General features: G+C 51.4%; 21 protein-coding genes. 15 read left to right on the top strand and 6 right to left on the bottom strand.

Features of this window, described 5'->3' with window-relative positions:
* Positions 1 to 179: 179 nt before the first annotated feature.
* The 12 genes from AAH187_RS15535 to AAH187_RS15480 all read left to right on the top strand — a co-directional run bounded on the left by AAH187_RS15535 (position 180) and on the right by AAH187_RS15480 (position 10,056).
* Positions 180 to 329, top strand: coding sequence for a hypothetical protein (locus AAH187_RS15535; RefSeq protein ID WP_342349383.1), 150 nt, complete (start codon positions 180 to 182; stop codon positions 327 to 329).
* A gap of 290 nt (positions 330 to 619) precedes the next feature.
* Positions 620 to 952 carry an STAS domain-containing protein gene (locus AAH187_RS15530; RefSeq protein WP_342349382.1) on the top strand — a complete coding sequence of 111 codons (333 nt, stop codon included), beginning with the start codon at positions 620 to 622 and terminating at the stop codon, positions 950 to 952.
* A 71-nt stretch (positions 953 to 1,023) separates the two neighbouring features.
* Positions 1,024 to 1,413, top strand: a complete 390-nt coding sequence (locus AAH187_RS15525; protein ID WP_342349381.1) for an STAS domain-containing protein — start codon at positions 1,024 to 1,026, stop codon at positions 1,411 to 1,413.
* Positions 1,414 to 1,940: 527 nt separating this feature from the next.
* Positions 1,941 to 3,041 (top strand): ABC transporter ATP-binding protein, encoded by a 1,101-nt coding sequence (locus tag AAH187_RS15520; RefSeq protein WP_342349380.1) that lies wholly within the window; start codon positions 1,941 to 1,943, stop codon positions 3,039 to 3,041.
* Entirely contained in the window at positions 2,990 to 3,898 is a 909-nt protein-coding gene (locus AAH187_RS15515; protein WP_342349379.1) for an ABC transporter permease, read from the top strand. Before AAH187_RS15520 ends, AAH187_RS15515 begins: the two co-directional genes overlap by 52 nt.
* On the top strand, positions 3,895 to 4,695 hold the full coding sequence (locus tag AAH187_RS15510; protein ID WP_342349378.1) for an ABC transporter permease: 801 nt from the start codon (positions 3,895 to 3,897) through the stop codon (positions 4,693 to 4,695). The genes AAH187_RS15515 and AAH187_RS15510 overlap by 4 nt, the downstream gene beginning before the upstream one ends.
* A gap of 13 nt (positions 4,696 to 4,708) precedes the next feature.
* The gene (locus AAH187_RS15505) at positions 4,709 to 5,767 is read left to right on the top strand and encodes a spermidine/putrescine ABC transporter substrate-binding protein (RefSeq protein ID WP_342349377.1); all 1,059 of its coding nucleotides are present in this window, start codon (positions 4,709 to 4,711) and stop codon (positions 5,765 to 5,767) included.
* 96 nt (positions 5,768 to 5,863) lie between these two features.
* Complete coding sequence (locus tag AAH187_RS15500) at positions 5,864 to 6,679, top strand: HEAT repeat domain-containing protein (protein WP_342349376.1); 816 nt, start codon at positions 5,864 to 5,866, stop codon at positions 6,677 to 6,679.
* Between the two features lie 112 nt (positions 6,680 to 6,791).
* Positions 6,792 to 7,322 (top strand): peptide deformylase, encoded by a 531-nt coding sequence (gene def / locus AAH187_RS15495; RefSeq protein ID WP_342349375.1) that lies wholly within the window; start codon positions 6,792 to 6,794, stop codon positions 7,320 to 7,322.
* 126 nt (positions 7,323 to 7,448) lie between these two features.
* The gene (locus AAH187_RS15490) at positions 7,449 to 9,173 is read left to right on the top strand and encodes an ABC transporter ATP-binding protein (RefSeq protein WP_342349374.1); all 1,725 of its coding nucleotides are present in this window, start codon (positions 7,449 to 7,451) and stop codon (positions 9,171 to 9,173) included.
* Between the two features lie 130 nt (positions 9,174 to 9,303).
* Positions 9,304 to 9,495, top strand: a complete 192-nt coding sequence (gene yacG, locus AAH187_RS15485; RefSeq protein WP_342349373.1) for a DNA gyrase inhibitor YacG — start codon at positions 9,304 to 9,306, stop codon at positions 9,493 to 9,495.
* 21 nt (positions 9,496 to 9,516) lie between these two features.
* Complete coding sequence (locus tag AAH187_RS15480; protein WP_342349372.1) at positions 9,517 to 10,056, top strand: hypothetical protein; 540 nt, start codon at positions 9,517 to 9,519, stop codon at positions 10,054 to 10,056.
* A 40-nt stretch (positions 10,057 to 10,096) separates the two neighbouring features.
* On the opposite strand, the gene lpxD is transcribed toward AAH187_RS15480, so the two are convergent.
* The 4 genes from lpxD to AAH187_RS15460 form a co-directional block, all read right to left on the bottom strand.
* Positions 10,097 to 11,206, bottom strand: a complete 1,110-nt coding sequence (lpxD, locus tag AAH187_RS15475) for a UDP-3-O-(3-hydroxymyristoyl)glucosamine N-acyltransferase (protein WP_342349371.1) — start codon at positions 11,204 to 11,206, stop codon at positions 10,097 to 10,099.
* Complete coding sequence (locus AAH187_RS15470) at positions 11,203 to 11,574, bottom strand: acyl carrier protein (RefSeq protein WP_342349370.1); 372 nt, start codon at positions 11,572 to 11,574, stop codon at positions 11,203 to 11,205. Before AAH187_RS15470 ends, lpxD begins: the two co-directional genes overlap by 4 nt.
* Positions 11,571 to 12,824 carry a beta-ketoacyl-ACP synthase II gene (fabF, locus tag AAH187_RS15465; protein ID WP_342349369.1) on the bottom strand — a complete coding sequence of 418 codons (1,254 nt, stop codon included), beginning with the start codon at positions 12,822 to 12,824 and terminating at the stop codon, positions 11,571 to 11,573. The genes AAH187_RS15470 and fabF overlap by 4 nt, the downstream gene beginning before the upstream one ends.
* 234 nt (positions 12,825 to 13,058) lie before the next feature.
* On the bottom strand, positions 13,059 to 13,241 hold the full coding sequence (locus AAH187_RS15460; protein WP_342349368.1) for a hypothetical protein: 183 nt from the start codon (positions 13,239 to 13,241) through the stop codon (positions 13,059 to 13,061).
* A 44-nt stretch (positions 13,242 to 13,285) separates the two neighbouring features.
* On the opposite strand from AAH187_RS15460, the gene cynS reads away from it, so the two are divergent.
* Positions 13,286 to 13,738 carry a cyanase gene (cynS, locus tag AAH187_RS15455; protein WP_342349367.1) on the top strand — a complete coding sequence of 151 codons (453 nt, stop codon included), beginning with the start codon at positions 13,286 to 13,288 and terminating at the stop codon, positions 13,736 to 13,738.
* Positions 13,739 to 14,130: 392 nt separating this feature from the next.
* On the opposite strand, the gene AAH187_RS15450 is transcribed toward cynS, so the two are convergent.
* Positions 14,131 to 14,499 carry a DUF2784 domain-containing protein gene (locus AAH187_RS15450; protein ID WP_342349366.1) on the bottom strand — a complete coding sequence of 123 codons (369 nt, stop codon included), beginning with the start codon at positions 14,497 to 14,499 and terminating at the stop codon, positions 14,131 to 14,133.
* A 340-nt stretch (positions 14,500 to 14,839) separates the two neighbouring features.
* Here AAH187_RS15450 and AAH187_RS15445 point away from each other — a divergent pair, with 340 nt between their 5' ends.
* On the top strand, positions 14,840 to 16,075 hold the full coding sequence (locus tag AAH187_RS15445) for a hypothetical protein (protein WP_342349365.1): 1,236 nt from the start codon (positions 14,840 to 14,842) through the stop codon (positions 16,073 to 16,075).
* A 405-nt stretch (positions 16,076 to 16,480) separates the two neighbouring features.
* On the opposite strand, the gene AAH187_RS15440 is transcribed toward AAH187_RS15445, so the two are convergent.
* Complete coding sequence (locus AAH187_RS15440; RefSeq protein WP_342349364.1) at positions 16,481 to 16,624, bottom strand: hypothetical protein; 144 nt, start codon at positions 16,622 to 16,624, stop codon at positions 16,481 to 16,483.
* Positions 16,625 to 16,665: 41 nt separating this feature from the next.
* Here AAH187_RS15440 and AAH187_RS15435 point away from each other — a divergent pair, with 41 nt between their 5' ends.
* On the top strand, positions 16,666 to 17,676 hold the full coding sequence (locus AAH187_RS15435; protein ID WP_342349363.1) for a hypothetical protein: 1,011 nt from the start codon (positions 16,666 to 16,668) through the stop codon (positions 17,674 to 17,676).
* Positions 17,677 to 18,304 lie beyond the last annotated feature (628 nt).

Here is an 18,304-nt window from a genome sequence, read left to right as displayed (position 1 = left end):
CGACATTCAGGCAAATTGGGAGGACAGTATAATTGGTTGCTTTGAAAGGACCTGAATCCTAGTGAGTTCGGGCTTTTGCGTTTTATGGGTCTTAGGGATTAATGAAACATTTGTGTTTGATCTTCTTCCGAATCGGTAGACACTCCTATAATTTAAATTAAAGCATGAGATGGAACGTTATGACCAAGAATCTATTGGCGTATGAGTTTAAAGAAGAAGCGGTCAAGCAGGTATCCCTCAGGCTTATCACCTTATCCCGGATTGCCCCTGGTCCCGTCATCACCTTTCTTTCCTGTGTTGTCCTCCCCCCCTTTTTTTCCACTGTGTAGTAGTGTGGGGGGCAGTGAATTGCCCTGGCCGTTAAAATTTCCATAGAACATTTTTACCCATTGGGTAAGGTCTGCTTGTCCGTTTCTATGAGGTCGAAAGCCTCGTGCCATTCCCTGTTCTATACACACCTGTTTTTTGAGGGAATTTCTGATATGGGTCATGCGGAGGTCAGAATATCCCAAGGGAGAAGCGTGGCACATCTGTTGCTGTTTATCTGACTTGAAGGTTAGCGAAGTATTCGCCATTCAAGGCCATAATGTGTGAGAGACAGTAAAGGAGGAACAGATGCATGTTGGTACGAGCACGGTGGGAAAACGAAACAAGAATCTTGATGCTTTCTGGACGGTTCGATAAATTTGGACGTGTCCCAGTGGAAACGGCGTTGGCGGCGGGAGAAGGACGATCTTGCCATCACGTCGTAATGGATTTTTCACGAGTATCCTCAATGGATAGTGCAGGCATTGGAAGATTGTTGTTGCTTTACCATTCGCTTCGAAGGAAAGGTATGGCTTTGACGGTGATCAATCCAAAGCCCTCTGTTGAGGCACTTTTGGATCTGGCGGGTTTAGCCACCATTATCCCGATTATGCAGGAAAATCCTGAAGTCCGATCCGTTGCCTGATCCCCTGAGAAAGAGAATCGAGATTTTCTTAAGTTGCGGAATAGCAAAGCCGAAATGGAAATTATCGAACTATGATGTCTATGATGCATACTCAACCGACTTCCATTCACGATATGCATGTTATTACCTTCGGGACATCCTTTGATGGGTCTGCCGAACCTGCTTTAGAGGCGGCTGTTTTGCAAGTGCAGGAAATACAGGGAAAACATATCATTCTGGATATGGGAACCCTGCCCACACTGAATAGTCGTGCCTTAGGCAAATTATTTCTCACCTATCATCATCTCAGTCGGAAGCAAATCCGGCTCAGTATGGTCAACCCAAAGCCGGCGGTCCGTGAAATGTTAGCATTTGTCAATTTTCCGAAGATCGTCCCCATCTATGATTCGGTTGATGACGTGGTGGCTTTCGAGCAAGATCAGATGGAATCTTCAGGCCTTCCACAGGGACCGACGTCATAAAGGGCGCATTGGAGCCAAGGGTATCCCGGATAAAAAATGCGGGGCGTGAAAAGGGGCAGGACTAATGAATGAAGTTCCCGAATATGAGTTGGCTGAAAGGAGCGCTCCTTTCCCAAAGGAGATGGAGCATATCGATTAAAACAGGTCAACATATCGTCGAAAGATCCATTTCCAATCTTCTCCTTTATCAAGGTCTGGGCACTTGCCTGGATGCCGTTCTCCATTTAGGAGGATGAGCTAATAGAATATGCCCATCGTCTGGCCTTGAGGCATTAATGCAGGCACTCCGTGACCCAGGCCCGACGGTTTAAGAAGCGGTCTTCTAATCTCTGATGCGTATGAGTGTCTTAAAGGCCTAAACGGTTTTCCGACCATCCTCCATAGCCGTCTGGTTACCCCACGCGCCTTCGTCGGTTTGCCTTTGGCATACTGATGCCGGTATCCCTTCATTGACTTCCATTTTCCTCCCTTCCTAGAATCGTCACCCTGGCGACTTATCCAATCCTCCTGGAAGGGATTTCTGGCTCGTGAATGAAAGCGTAGGCCTCGATAAGGTCATCAAAACTCATGGTCTCATGAGGGCGGTGGATCATGTGTCATTGTCGATTCAAAACGGAGAATTTTTTTCCATATTGGGACCGAGTGGGTCCGGGAAAACCACAATTCTTCGGTTAATCGCCGGATTAGATCGGCCGGATCAAGGGGACATTATCATTCAGCAACGGGTTGTCACCTTGGATCCCCCTCATAAGCGACCCGTAAATATGGTGTTTCAGCACTATGCGCTCTTCCCGCATCTGTCCGTGTTTGAGAATGTGGCCTTCGGCTTACACATGAAAGGAGAACGCCAGGCCAATATTCAAAAGGCGGTGAGTCACATGTTGGCTCTGGTTCGTTTGCAAGGAAAGGAGAAGCGACTTCCAGGGCAATTGTCCGGAGGGGAGCAACAACGGGTGGCGCTTGCACGAGCCTTAGTGAATCGTCCAGTCGTCCTGTTGTTGGATGAGCCCTTGGCCGCTTTGGATCAGCAGCTACGCCAGGAGATGCAGGGAGAACTGAAGCGGTTGCAGCGTGAGGTGAAGGCGACATTTATTTGCGTGACCCATCAGCAGGATGAAGCCCTCATGCTCTCGGATCGAATCGCGGTCATGCACGGCGGGAAGTTGTTGCAGGTGGGAACGCCTCAGGAGATCTATGATCACCCGGTATCTTCGACTGTGGCTCAGTTTATCGGGCTTTCCAATGTGTTGTCGGGCACCATTGCCAGCTGTGACGGTGGGTTGTGTCGGGTTGAACAAAATGTCTTGTCACCCGTCATGGTCAGGTGTTCCCCACATGATCCTCCGCAGGGGGCCGTCACGGTCATGGTTCGCCCCGAACGCGTGCATGTGTCCTCTGACATGTCCGCCAATCGATATGACAATAGGCTTCAGGCGATAGTGCACCAAGTGGCCTTTTCCGGGAATGAAGTGGTGTACCATGTTCGGCTTCGGGACGAGGCGATCTGGGTGGCTCGCGTGCCAATTGCTGAAGCACAGGCCTGTCCATTGACTGTTGGTCAACAGGTGTACGTGCAATGGTGGGCCCACGAGGGATTGGTCTTGCCCGCTCAATCTCCTCCATGCTGACCAATCGATTTCCCACATCTTCCGCATTTCCTGTCAAGCTGTCCCTCGTATCGGCAGGCCTCTTTTTGGGCCTGTTTTTTTTTCTCCCGCTGGTATTGGTCTTTGGAGTGAGTCTGGCGAGCCGTGGATTGTATGGTGGAATTTCCTGGATCGCGACCTGGGAAAATTATCAACGTGTGTTTGATCCGCTCGTGGGAGTAATATTTTTCCGGTCTCTTCTCCTGGCGGGATTGACGACTTTGGTTTGTGGGGTTGTGGCGTTTCCCTTAGCTTATTGTCTGGCCAGGGCTTCACGGCCCTGGCAACTTATCTTGCTGACCCTTGTGATGATTCCATTTTGGACAAATTTTTTGGTTCGCACCTATGCGTGGGTGCTGATCTTTCGGGCGGACGGTATTCTGAATAGTCTGTTGATCAGGGTGGGATTGCTGGATGAGCCGCTTTCCTTATTATTTACCGATGTGTCGGTATTTGTGGGACTGGTCTATGGCTATCTGCCCTTTATGGTGCTTCCTCTGGTGGCGGCCATAGAACGCATCTCTCCCCAATTAGAAGACGCGGCGTTTGATTTATATGCGTCCATGGGCGCGATGTTTCGACATGTGCTCCTCCCTCTCAGTGCCCCAGGTTTTCTGGCCGGGGGAGTATTGGTCTTTATTCCTTCCCTTGGAGCCTTTATTACGCCCTATTTACTGGGTGGAGGACAAAACATGATGCTGGGGACCTTCATCCAGCAAGAATTTCTGGTCGCCCGCGACTGGCCGTTTGGATCGGCGCTCTCATTCGGGCTGATGGGAAGCGTTCTGCTTGTTTGGTTTTTGCTGGCCCGGACGTCAGTTGGAAAGGATCCGTCATGAAGCGGATGCCAAGCAGTTTCATCCTCATGAGTCTGCTGGTCATGCTCTTTCTATATCTGCCGGTGGTCATCCTGATCGGCCTGTCCTTTAATGCCTCCACGATGGGAGTGGCGTGGAAGGGGTTCACGTTTCAGTGGTACGAAAAGCTGGCCATGGACCGGGCCATTCTCGAAGCGACGGTCAATAGTGTGGTGATTGCAATAATATCAACCGGATTGGCCCTTATTCTTGGAGTAGGGACAGCCATAGGTCTGGAAACCCGTCAAGGGGTGCAGAGAGCGTGGGTCAACATGATCCTGTTGCTACCACTGGTCATACCGGAAATTTTATTGGGTGTGGCCTTATTGATGGTGTTTGTCTTGTGTCAGGTCCATCTGGGGTTTGGTACCATTATTATCGGACATATGGTCTTCAACCTCCCGTTGACCATCGTCATTGTCAGGGCCCGTCTTCGTAAGCTGGACCCGGCATGGGAGGACGCGGCGCGTGATTTGGGTGCGACGTCATGGGATGTGCTCACCCGCATTACGCTTCCCTTGTTACGCCCGGCAATTTGGGGGGCAGGCCTGTTAGGGTTTACCGTATCGTTGGATGACTTTGTGGTGACATTTTTTGTCGCCGGTCCCGGTTCAACTACACTACCACTCAAAGTGTTTTCGATGATCAGAACAGGGATGACGCCAGAAGTGAATGCCTTGTCGGCGGTCATGGTGGTGGTCTCCATGCTGTGCGTGGGGTTGTCGTGGTTCCTTCAGGAGCGGTCCGCACCGGCTTCGTCTGAATCTTCGTATTTATGAAGGGCTGCAAGTTATGAACAGGTGGTGTCAGTGGCTGGGACTCTTGATTCTCTTGGTGGCAGGAGGATGTTCGGAATCTTCCACATCCTCGGAATCACCATCTTCTCAACGCCAGACTCTTTATTATTTTACGTGGTCGGACTATGTGGATGCGGGGGTGGTGGCCAAATTCGAAGCGACCCGGGGGGTTCGCGTGGTAGTGGACACCTTTAGTAGCAATGAAGAGTTATTAGCCAAAGTGCAGACCGGCATGACCGGGTATGATGTGGTGGTGCCATCTGATTTTATGGCCGGCATCATGGGACGATTGGGATTGCTGGCTGAGTTGGATCTTGCAAAAATTCCTCATGTGCAAGATCTAGAGCCTCACCTCCAACAGCTCTCGTTTGATCCCACTAACCGGTTTGCCATTCCCTATTTATGGGGCACGGTTGGAATGGGGTATAATTCAGAAGTGGTGACGGAACCCCCAACCAGTTGGGAGGCCTTATGGGATCCGAAATTTTCCGGTCGAATCAGTATGCTCAACGATGAACGGGAAGTCTTTGGGGTGGCGCTTCAGACATTAGGCTACTCGCTCAATAGTGTCGATTCCCAGGCCATTCAACAGGCGAAGCAGAAATTGATGAGGCAAAAGCCATTGATCAAGGCCTACACGAGTGAACAGTTTGACCAACTCCTCGTGGCCGGGGAAGTGGTGTTAGCGCATGCCTGGGGCGGGCCCATCGCCAGGGCGATGCGTGAGCACCCGTCAATCCGGTATGCCCTCCCTCAAGAAGGAGGGATGATGTGGACGGATTGTCTGGCGATATTGGCTAGCTCTCGTCAACCAGCGCTCGCGATGGATTTTATCAATTATCTTTTAGATGAAGAGGTGGCGCTGGCCACATCGCAGCGACTATTATTTGCCTCGGCCAATCGACATGTTCGGGATCGTCTCCCGGCAGACATTCGCACGAATACGGCGGTGTACCCGCCAAGTGATATGCTGACACGGATGGAGTGGTTAGAAGATGTCCAGGAGGCCATTCGTTATTATGATCGAGCATGGACGGAGCTGAAAGTGCACTAGGTTTGGCTTGACCCTTTTAGCCATCTGCTACTAAACTGCATGATTGCTACGTTTCATATGCGAGGATTTACGAAAGGGAAGTCCATGATGCAGCGAATGATAATTTCGTCAAAAACAATATGTTGGATGGTCGTGGCCTTTTTCCTGGCCGGCGCTCCGCTGGGGGCGGAGGAACCCGGAGCAAGTCATTTCTCTGGCTATCTGACGCAAATGCCCTATGAGCCTCCTCCCCCGACAGAATCAAGGGGGGTCGAGGCCACGCTACCCCCTGAAATCTTAACGACCCAGGATGAGGAGCGTCTGGAAGCACTTATTCCGTTGCTTGAGGGCCGTCAGGAATTCTGGGCCATCGGAGAGTTTGTCTATTTTGGGAAACATTCCATCCCGTATTTAGTGAAAGCGCTCAAGGTGCCGGTGTCCAGAGTCCGGTTCAATGCGGTGGAAACGCTGTCGATGATCAATGATCCCTCTGCGGTCCAGGGCTTACTGGAGGTCGCCATGAATTCGGATGAAGAATCCCGGATCAGGTCCCATGCATTGCGTGTGGCGACACGAATGGATCCCAACCAGGTTATTCCAGCCATAGAGGTGATGGTGAAAGACCCCAATTCGACGATTCGGAATACGGCAGTGTTTGAATCACGGAGGGTACATCGAAAGGAAGTGCTGCCTTTTATTATCAGTGCCATTTCAGATCCAGAGCAATATGTGTCAATCACGGCGCGGGATTCTTTCTGGATTCTCACCCGATTCAGCGGTTCAATCCATGATTGGGAAGCTTCCACACCTGAAGACAGGAAGGAATGGATGAACGAATGGTGGTCCTGGTTGGAAGAGAATCAGGAACGATTCGGCGAGACACCGTCATCCACACATCCCCCTCGACCACCGGCAGACTTGAATGTGAGTTAACCGCGATTCCTGATTAACCGAACGAGAATCCAGGGCCGCGCCGGACGGTGGTTGAAAGCGTGCAATTTCATAAGACGAAAGACGTAGAAGGTCGGAAAAAGGAGTAAGGTGCATGGCAGTATTACCTATAGCAAAAATCGGCAACCCGGTTCTCCGGCAACAGGCCAAACCAGTCGATCCCGCATCAATCGGGAGTCGACGAATCCAGGAGTTCCTTGATGATATGTTCGAAACGATGGTGCATTATGAGGGAATTGGCTTAGCCGCCCCGCAGGTCGCACATTCGGAACAGATTATCGTGATGGAATGTGAGGGGAAGGATGGTATTCCGAAGACCGTCCTCATTAATCCGAAAATTGTGTTTTATAGCCCCTCCCAAAGTGAAATGTGGGAAGGATGCCTCAGTATTGATAATATGCGAGGCAAGGTGGTCCGGCCGTCGATGATCCGTGTGCAGGCCTATGACCGACAGGGGGTGCTCCAGGACTTCGAAGCGAACGGACTCTATGCGGTGTGCATCCAGCATGAAATGGACCACCTCATCGGAAAATTGTTCATTGATCGCATGGCCGACATGTCGACCCTGACCCAGTTGGAAGAGTTTGATGCCTATTGGCGCGAAGAATCCGCCCCGGTGATTTAATCCCTGCTTGAAAGAGCTGACCGTCGAGCGTTTTCTGCTCATCCATTCCACGAGAGTGTTTCCGTGATTCCATGATTCCCCTGAGGATCACGCCATCTGTCGACGAAAAAGGTTTCTAAACGTCCTGTGAAATCCCTCCTGAGAGTTCTGTCCTACCTGGCCCCGTATCGGGGGCTCGTGTGCGTCACCTTCTTCTTTGCCGGTGTGACAACGGCATTGGAACTGCTCCCCCCATGGCTCATCAAAGTTGTCATTGATGACGTCATCCCGGCAAAAAATATGGATAGGCTGACCTGGGTGCTCGTTGGATTACTCCTGGCCTATGGACTGAAGAATCTCTGTAATTCCCTCCGCATCCGCTTTAATAACACGCTAGAGCAAAGGGTGGTGCATCGACTTCGACAACAGGTGTTTGCCGCTCTGCAACGGTTGTCGTTAACGTATTATGAAAATCGATCGACGGGTGAAATCATGTCGCGTGTCGTGAACGATACGGAACACGTGCAACGAATTTTCATTGACGGGCTTGAGGGCATGTTGACTGCTACGTTGACCCTGGTCGGCATTACCACTATTTTATTTATGCTGAACTGGAAAATGGCCCTTCTCGTTCTCCTCCCGATTCCGATACTCATCATCGGAGGCGTGGCGTTTACCCGCCGGGTCCATCGGTATTATCACGATATCCGCCAGCAGGCCGCTGAGCTCAATGGTTATCTGCAGGATTCCCTGTCGGGGATTCGGGAAACCATGGGATTCAATCGGCAACCCTACGAGCAGACCCGTTTTCAGGACATGAGTCATCACTACAGTCAAGCAAATCTGAAAGCGATGTATTTATGGGCGATTTATTCTCCGGGAATGATTTTCATCGGAAGTCTGGGAACCATCTTGATTGTGTGGTATGGGGCGGGCGAAGTGGTAGCCGGTCGTCTTTCCACTGGTGAGTTGGTCATGTTTTTATCATACCTCGTATTGTTTTATACCCCGGTCAATCAAATTCATTCCGTCAATCATTTATTGCAGCATGCCCTGGCTGCCAGTGAACGGGTGTTCGACATCTTAGATGCGGAGCCGGCTGTTCCCGACCATGGGCAGCTTCGTCCGGCTCAATCCAGGTTGTCGGGTAAAGTCGAATGGAAGGATATGGCATTTTCTTATCGGTCCGGAAGACCGGTCTATCAACATCTATCACTGGTGGTGGAGCCGGGGGAGCATGTGGCGTTAGTCGGGCCAAGCGGTGTGGGAAAAAGCACGCTCATGAAACTTCTCTTCCGGTATTACGATGTGGGGGAGGGTGCGATTGAGTTGGATGGATATGATATTCGTCACCTCCCATTATTCTACCTTCGTGAACAAATCGGCTTTGTTCAGCAGGAGCCATTTTTGTTTAATGGGACGGTGCGGGCCAATCTTGCGTATGGAGATTTGTCGGCGCCACACGATCGAATCGAAGCCGTGGCGCGGGCTGCGCAAGCGCATGAATTTATTCAAGCGCTTCCTGACGGATATGACACCTGGATCGGGGAGCGTGGAGTGAAATTGTCGGTTGGGCAAAAACAGCGTATCGCCATTGCCCGGGTGTTGCTCAAAGATCCACCCATTGTGGTCATGGATGAAGCCACCTCGAATATTGACACGGAAACGGAAGTCGAAATTCGAATTGCCATGGATGAGCTCATGCGCGGACGGACGACGTTTATCGTGGCCCATCGGCTGTCGACTCTGCAAGCGGTGGATCGAATTGTCGTGTTTGAATATGGACAGATTGTTGAGGAAGGCGATCATGCAACCTTACTAGCGAGAGGGGGCTTGTACGCCGGTTTGTATGAAGCCCAATTTCATGTTTAACATTGTATTCCATCCATCTGCTGTTCCTGTAGGCGTAATCCATCGCTGGTGGGTGCGGGCCTGAACTAATCGCTAAACGCATCCCCAAGGGTGCAACACTTGTTTTCAAGGCTCCCTCGGGAGGAACGAAATGACCGCGAAATGTCCGATGTGCGGTAACGTGGAGCAATGGGAAGGAAATGCCTTTCGACCATTTTGTTCAAAGCGATGCCAATTATTGGATTTGGATGGATGGTTGAGTGAGCGCTATCGCATTCCCGATGCGGAAGAAGATGGGTTGGATGAGACGAATCCTGAGGCAAGAGCCTCATCTTCTGACTAGACCCTTTGTGGAGACAAACCTATGCCAAAAATGATCACGGCGAAACGTCATGAGGACGAAACGGATAAAGCCCAGGAGTTTGTCCGGACCAATATTTTGCTTCCTGCCAGTTTGTTGGGGTTGGTTTCGATCGTCGTCGGAGTGATCGCCTTAGGCTTTCAATTCTGGGCAGGAACGTATGGATGGGAAACGTTTACCTACAGCTCGGCACTCATCATAGCCGGAGTTCTTGTGGGAATCGTTCAAACGAAATACCAACAGTATCTTTTGCGGGAGTTTCCAGGACATTTTGCCAATCGCATGAAAGCCTATAGCCAACGGTCGGTCCGTAAGGCAAAGAAGGCCATCACCGAGCATGATATTGAGCATCGAGGTCGGGGATTCGTTCCACTCTGGTATCTTCTGGGGATCGTGATGTTTTTTGCTCTTTCCGGATTAGCCGTGACCACGGGTTTTATGGAGCCGGTCGCCGCATTTGCCTTGCCCTGGGCAGGCTATTTCTGGGCAAAGTTGTTTTTTTGGAAAGGGGTGGTGTTGCTGCCGGAACGCAAAAAGAAATGAAGCCCTGACTGTTGTTGAGTTCTGGCTCTGCTATACCGGATCAGGGCTTGGAGGGGGAAGGACTCTTGACCCGTTCTGGCTTGGATGCAGATTGGACCGTGAGAAGCGATTCTAGATGTTTGACCTGCTTTTGAAGAGCCCGCAGTTCCTTACGTAATTCGGGAAGTTGGTATTGAATGACCTGTGACCGTCGCCAGATGCCATGTTCGACTGCCGGTCGCCCACCCACAACCTGACCGGATTTCACGTCATTTGTTACTCCAGAGCCTGCCGCAATTTTTACCTGATCACCGATGGTGACGTGATCCACAAGGCCGGCCTGGCCACCCACCATAACGTGGCGGCCTAAGACCGTACTGCCGGCAATCCCCACTTGTGCGACGAGAATACAGTCTTCCCCGATCACCACGTTATGGGCGATCTGCACCTGGTTGTCGATCTTTGTTCCCCGCTTAATCACGGTGCTGCCAAATGTTGCCCGATCCACGGTCACATTGGCTCCGAGTTCAACGTCATCTTCAATGATCACATGACCCAATTGCGGAATTTTGTGATGACGGCCTTCATGTTGCACATAGCCGAACCCATCGCTCCCGATGACGGTGCCGCTGTGTACAATGACTCGATTGCCGATGACACACCTGGTCAGCAACGAGACATGGGGGTAGAGGATGCACTCATCCCCGATACTGGCATCGTCGCCAATATGCACCCCGGGATGGATGGTGACCCCGGAGCCGATGAACACGCGGTCTCCAATAGTGACGAGGGCGCCAATTGAGACATCCGGGCCAATGCGCACATCGAGTCCAGATACAGCCGTGGGGTGAATGCCACGTGGTGGAAGAGGGGGGAGAAAAAATTTCTGCGCCAAGGTGGTGACGGCGACCAGCGGATTCGGGACAATTAATTGCGGTCGAGGATCGTCGGGAATCAGTTCTGTCACAATGAAGGCTGCAGCCTGTGACTGACGTGCCGTTTTCTGAAACCCAGGCTTCAGGACAAATGAGACATCTCCGCAGGAGGCTCCCTCAAGATGGGAGAGCCCGGATATCAGAATCTCAGATGATCCATGAATGGTGGCGTGAATGGCTTGGGCTATTTCCTGAAGAGGAATATTCACGGTTAGTGGGGAAGGCGATATCGTCATGTGCGAGATTTTTTTGAAGAAGGACGGCTTTTGGTTTTTTTAACAAGTGGAGTCGGGCGAGAGGCCTTTGCTAATGGGGTGGCTTGAGGCCCTGATGGTGTCGTCCCTGTAGCCTGTGTACGTTCATCCAGGTAAAGAATGACCGCACCGATGGTCGTTAATCGCCCAAAATCCTCATCCGGTATTTGAAGGTCAAACGCCGATTCGACTTCATAGACTAATTCGATGGTTTGCAGCGAGTCCAACCCTAAATCATCACGGAGCGAATCCTCCGGATGCAGATCTTTCGGATCGCGTTGAAGGTATTTCCCAAGGGTGTGGTACACCTGCTGACTGAGTTTAGGGGATTTGTTTAAGGAGGATTTCATGAAAACTTTTTTAAGACCAGGACCGCATTGTTACTCCCGAATCCGAAGGCATTCACCAAGCCCACCCGAACGGATTTTTTTTGTACCTTAGTAGAAAGTCCCGGCAACGCACAATGGGGGTCCGGATCATCATAGTTCACCGTGGGGTGGATTATACCAGCTTGAATGGATAAGGCCGAGACAATTGTACCGACCGCTCCTGCGGCTCCCAGTGTATGGCCAATGAGCGATTTGGTGGCATTGATCATGATGGTATTCAGGCGTTTGCCGAACACCGCCCGCAACCCTTTGACCTCCACATCGTCCCCGACCACGGTGGATGTCGCATGGGCATTGACATAGTCCACCTGGGAGGGCGAAACCCCAGCATCTTTCAAAGCCAGACTGACGGTTCGCGCAATATCCGAGCCATCCTCCCTGGGAATCACCATATGGTACGCCTCGTTGGTGGCGGCATACCCGACCAGCTCCGCATATATTTTCGCCTTCCGACGGGTTGCATGGCGAAGCGATTCCAGGATCAGGGTGCCGGCCCCTTCCCCCATCACAAAACCGTCCCGTCCTCGATCGAATGGCCTCGAAGCCTGATCGGGGTGGTCATTATATTTGGTGGACAAGGCCCGTAATGAGCAAAAGCCCGCAAATACCAACGGGGTAATGCTGGCGTCCGCTCCTGAGGCAATGACGACATCGGCCTGGTTCAGGCGAATGGTCTGCAGGGCTTGTCCGATAGAATGAATGCTGGAGGAGCAGGCGGTGGAAATTGTGAGGTTAGGTCCCTTTGCCCCAAAGGCTAATGCCAGAATCCCCGAGGCGGAGTTCAGCGTAATGGTCGGAATAAAGTTCGGATGGACGCGATGTGGCTTACGGGATTGATAGAGGGTGGTGAGTTCACGTTCCCCCATCATCATGCCACCCATGCCCACACCGGCCATCACCCCCATCCGTTCAGCCGGCTCCTTCTCAAGGTCCAGCCCACTATCCTGAATGGCTTCCCGCGTGGCAGCGAGGGCAAATTGTGCATAACGGTCCACGCGGGAAGAGAATTTATCTTCCGAAGGATCCGGAAGGCGAAAATCGGAAATCTGGCCAGCAACCCTGGAGCGATACGATTCCATGGGGAAATCCCCAAAAGATGAGATCGCCGTTATTCCTGATTTGCCATGAAGGGCTGACTTCCAAAAAGTAGGAATGCCGACACCAATTGGGGACACGATGCCGAGCCCGGTTATGACCACGCGCGCTGCCATAGAGTTCTCCAAAAAAGGAAGATCCTAACCTATCAGAACCTTGATCAAATAGGGAGGGGGCAGGGTGGTATAAATTCTGTTTTTATGCTCTTTTTTCCTCATATAGGTCTTTTCAGTTTAGGAGTTTGCGGAGGGAGAGATAACGTGGCAAAGGAGAATGTGAGTTGAATAATTCCATAAATTGCCTAAGACGTGAGCAGGCAATCTCAAGGTAGGGGAAATGGTCTGCGGAAACTACTTGAACCGCTGTTGGAGAGCGTCCCCCTTCAGGGAGGAATCCCGGCAAGGATTCAATGCCTCTCCAGCATTTGCCGGAAGCCGTTCAAGGTACGGGAATATCGGATTGACAGGTTCATACTCACCGCCTAACGTATTGTCAGGCGTGAGGCAGAGGAGAGTCAACTTAATGAGAATCATGGGAATATTAATCATTCGGAGACTTAAAAGGGGAGAGGTTGAAAATGAATAAAAAGGAACTTGTCGGCCAGTTGCTTGCAGCGAAAAAGGCCTCAGGGAAGACGTACGACCAGCTAGCAGCAGACCTTGGACTGTGTAATGTCTATGTTGCCCAGTTATTCCGATTGCAGGCGCAACTCAAGAAGGAAACTGAGGTAAAGCTAGTCAAGCTGGTCCCGGGACTCACAGGGAATTTGCTTGAAGCCATGCGGGAGTTTCCCCTGCGATCCTATGATCCGGCGGTCCTGCAGGAGCCACATGTTTATCGTATGACTGAGGTTTGCGCCCATTATGGGGAGTCCATTCTGGACATCATGCACGAGCAGTTCGGTGATGGGATTATGTCGGCGATTGATTTTAAGCTCACCGTCGAGAAGATTAAGGGTGACAAAGGAGAAGACCGTGTCGTCATGACGTGGAATGGAAAGTTTCTGCCACACATCGAACAGACTGCATAGCGGGGAGGGGCGTGACGCCATGGAATCAAGGGTTCACAGGACAGGGAAGGTTGGTCAATTTTGACTCCAATAAATGTAATGCAATGGGTTAATATTAACTTTAAGTTCTTTGCTGCTGGTCCTCTTGAACGAAAGTTAAAGTTGGTGATTCCTCATGATTAGGCAATCCTTGAAATGCATTAATTTGGTTTATCACTAACGTATGTATTTCCTTTTGTGGTAGCGGTAAATGTCATTTATGCATGGTATGAAGTTAAAGTAAAATATAATGTATAACTTTAAAATTTTCTGTTAACGAAAATGGATTTGATGTAGACCGTGTATGGCCAGAAAAATATGACGGTGGAATGGGGGATGGTTCAACGTAAACTCTGAGGGTTGACCGGGAAAAACTAGATACCTGAGGCTTTTCGCCACCACACAAACCCATAGGTCGCAAGCGTAAAAAACACGACGACGAACCCCAAGACCATTTGAATCTCCGGTGTGAGGCCTTGGGGGTAAATGACGGGAAGGGCATAATGCTCAAGAAATCCTCCAGCATATCCGGCGTCACCGCCGGCCTGAAGGAGCCGGTTTTCCAGTGGAGTCAGAGGGCAGATCCACCCGCCAAACTCCAAGGCTGCCGCCCAAAGTACGGCAGGTAGATGAACCCAGGGGAGCCAGCGCCACCACATCGTGAGGATTCCCCCGAACAGTACAAAGACAATGAAGGCGAAGTGGATCAGCACGACAAGGGCAGCAAGGATTTGCCAAAGCATGAAGACGATCCCGATTGAGGTGGTTGCAGGCGAATTCCAGTTTCAAAATGGATCGAGGGTAAGACCAAAGACGTCCTCTCTGTTCCTGACAGGATGATACCATCCTGGATTACTCCAGGCGGAATGGGTCTCCCATCCTGCTAAATCAAAATACGTATTGGTTCCTCACGCTTTTGGGGAGCGATAGAAATGCGTATTCCGATCATGCGGGTGTAAAGTATCAATTGAATGTCGGTCTGTCATTCCATGCAAGCCATAACAGAAGGAGGAGAAGGCAGTGAATCACGATAGAGTATCTCCCGGAGCTCCCCTCGATTCACGCTCCTATCGGAGGGCAAGAATGGGCCAAAGGTTCTTACATGGCTTACCCCCGATTCACCTGGTCGGACCCCAGGCTAAGGGGCGATCCCGGGCAAGCAGTCTTAGGGGTTTCATCCTTGGGTTGGTATGGATGGTGGCGGTCGTTCCCTTGGCCATGGGCAGCCATAAAGGTTCCGAGGAGCATCATGTGGCCTCGGAGACCGGAACCGAAAAGTCTGTAGGGCATACGATTGAGGGTGCGCCGTTTCAGGTTTATCTTGCCGGGGGAGCCGGGACGGACGAAAAAGGTAGCCAGGTCCAAGCCAAACTCGATGCGGCGCTCCAGACCGTCGTGAAGGCGTTTGACTATATGATGGAACATCGGACTGACTATGCCAGATTTCAAGAAGCCCTAGTCAAAGATTCGCTGCAGAAAGTCATCCTTGAACCGAAGGTGGTCAATCGGGAAGGCAAAGAATTTTTATTACTGGTGGCCCGCATCTCACAGCCCAATCAGGTCAATCTTCTTATCAGCGCCTCCGCGCTCGAGGAACAGGGCTACCTCAATCATCCGGATCAACTGGTCCCGGTCCTGGCGAGAGAATTTCAATGGGTGGTGAGCAAAAGCGACACCACGCCGAAACGTCAGACAAAAGTGCTCCCCAGCGACTTCAAGCAGGCTCCGATCAAGACCAATCAAGAAATTGGGGAAATGTCAGGAGAGGAACGCGAACATCTGCTTCAGAATTTATTTCGTACCTATTTAACCACCACCGACCGGCATAGCAGTTTGGAAGGGCAATCCTATTACGAAACAGGTTCCACCAAATTAATTTCCCCGGCACAACCGGATTCCACGACCAAGTTGTATGACATTCGGGTGCGGGAAGCGCTGCAAACGATTGTGCGAGAGCCATACTTTCAGGAACAGACTCCAAAGGCGGTGAGGAGTCTGCTGAATGGCAAAATCTGGAACATTGCGTTTGCCGACATTTCTAATCGGGATTGGGCGACGCGAACCCGGGTGGTCCCCAAGGAGCAATCCATCACCGTAGGGGAACAGGACACAACCATTCAACCCGCCATGATCTTGATAAACATATATCGAACCGCCTCGCCAGACGATCCTTTCTATGCGGAAACCGATGGCCTTCCGATGGGTGCGCTTCCGGTCGACAAGCTGGCACTGGTCATCGCCCGGGAGATTCAAGACAATATCACGGAGAAGTCCATGCGTGGCCATGTGGCCCAGGATGAACTCTCCGCCCCTCAATGATCTGGACGGCGCGCCCAATTAATTTCCTTTTTTCATTCTTCCCTTCTTTTCTTCGCAGCCTGGTATTCGGCAGCAAAACCTCCGACTTGTTGCGTTCCGCTAAAGTTCCGACGCTGTTGCTCCGATAGATTATCTGGCGTTGGTTCGTTTCAATCTGATACCACCAAATAAAGATAGTGAATGCGGAGTGGCGGTGACTGGTTACAGCCACAGCGCAGCCACGGTACGTGGGACGGGAAACCTCGGTGATGTTCATCATTACGAAAGGGTGGACGTAGATGAAAAAATAAGCCGGGCTTTCATATGTCCAGCTTGTCAGAATAAAAACCCTGTGATACCGTCAAGCGTATCGTGTAAGACCTCTTCTTTCCGGGGCGACAGACCCCTCGAGAATGAAACAGGGACTTACACGATTTTTTTGTGCAAACCCTCCATGGTCTCCTGATAGCAGGAACAATCCCACAAGGATCCAGGAGTTGAGGCATAGAGTCGCAACGGTTGTCGGGTCGGACCGACACCCGAATGCGTGGTATCCGGTGTATTAATCATGATGTGGTTCTCTCGTGAACAGAAAGAAAGGTAAGTGAGTGATGGTAAAAGAGATCGTTGCCAACATCCGTGAGGGTATCAAGCATGCCTCAGAGATTGGCTATCATATTGTGGTCTTGTGTCTGAGTGCGGGGATTGCCATGTCGCTTCCGACCGTGGCCACAAGTTTTCTGAACTATTGGACAAGGGTGGAGAAGGAGAAGATGTCGATCGTGGCTTTGGAGATCGGCGTGGCGGCATTACTGATTGTGGTGCTGACCTATATCAGACGGAGTTGGCAGGATCGGAAGCTGGCCAAAATGGCCATCGATGCGGGCTTCGTGTCATTTTTCCCCCACCGGGCGCGGCGAGCTGAGGATGGGATTCGCAAGCTCCGGGAGACCCAGGGGCGCGGCCGGACGGTTATGGTCATCGGATCAAGCGGGTATGACACGTTGCGCGATCAGGTAGGGGACTTATCGACCGTGTTGGATAAATGCCTGGGAGCCAACATCATGTTGGTAAACCCCTTTAGTCAAGGCGCCAGTGCCCGTATCCGGGCGATTGCGGATCCGATGATGTCGATTGAAAAATATCGAGCGGGAGTCAGGCAGAGTATTGAGTTGCTCAAACGGCTTCAGGGAGTCGGAAAATCCGTCAAACTGAAACTCTATTCAGATCCTCCGCTCCTGAAGTTGGTCATTCTGGGCGACTATCTCTGGATGCAGCATTACCATACCGATCTGGATATTCAGGAAATGCCGGAATATGTGTTGCGGCACAACGCGAACGACCATGGGCTGTATACCTTGTGTTATCAATATTTTGTCCAGCGATGGGAACGGACCGAAATACCTGAGTACGATCTGGATACCGATGAGTTGGTCTATCGGGATAAAAATGGCCGAGAAGTCAGCAGAGAACAATTCTGGCCAGATGACGTCCCGCAGAACATTGAGCAGGGAAAAGAGATCCCCGTGTTAGCCTCAACGTCACACACGATCAGGGAGCGGCGGGTTCTGGATCATGTCATGTGTCGAACAGCGACCGAAGTTGTACGATCGCATTTCTGACCGTCGGAATAGAATATCTCCCAGCTACTCCTCACCAAGGCTCGGACAAAAAGACTCGTTTCTTTTCGTCCGGCGCCTGCCGTCGGGCCCAACGGCGGGACGCTAGACCCGCAGCATTGCACCCAGGCTCCCTAAACTGTAGGTCATGATCGCGGAAGAACTCGGGGGCACACTTCTAACACTTTTTGCGGACATTCATGTGTACCCCACTGGCTGTCGGTTGAGCTGCTGTTTATCGGAGGCCAGGAAAGAGACGGGACGCGCGGAAAACCGTGGCGATCTCCACCGCACCTACCCGCATTCGATATACGATGCGATACGGGGACTCAATCACTTCGCGAATCTACGGATCATTGCGTTCGGGCACCTTGCACCCGATTCCGGAAACGCTTCTAGTCGCTCAACCGCCTTCACGATCCGGCCCACGACAAACTCCGCAACGCGCGGGGAATCTTCAGCTATGTACGTTCGGATGGGTTCCATATCACGGAGTGCTTGAGGCGGCCAATTGATTTGTGTCACAACCCGAGCCGACGCTTGATTTCGTCATGCGGAATACCTTCTCCCGCATCAAGTTCAGCCAAGCCTGCATCAATTTTGGCGAGAAATACAAGTCGCTCGATGGCGC

The sequence above is a fragment of the uncultured Nitrospira sp. genome (assembly GCA_902500695.1).
Classification (GTDB): Bacteria; Nitrospirota; Nitrospiria; order Nitrospirales; family UBA8639; genus Nitrospira_E.
This window is presented reverse-complemented; position numbering and strand designations above follow the sequence as displayed.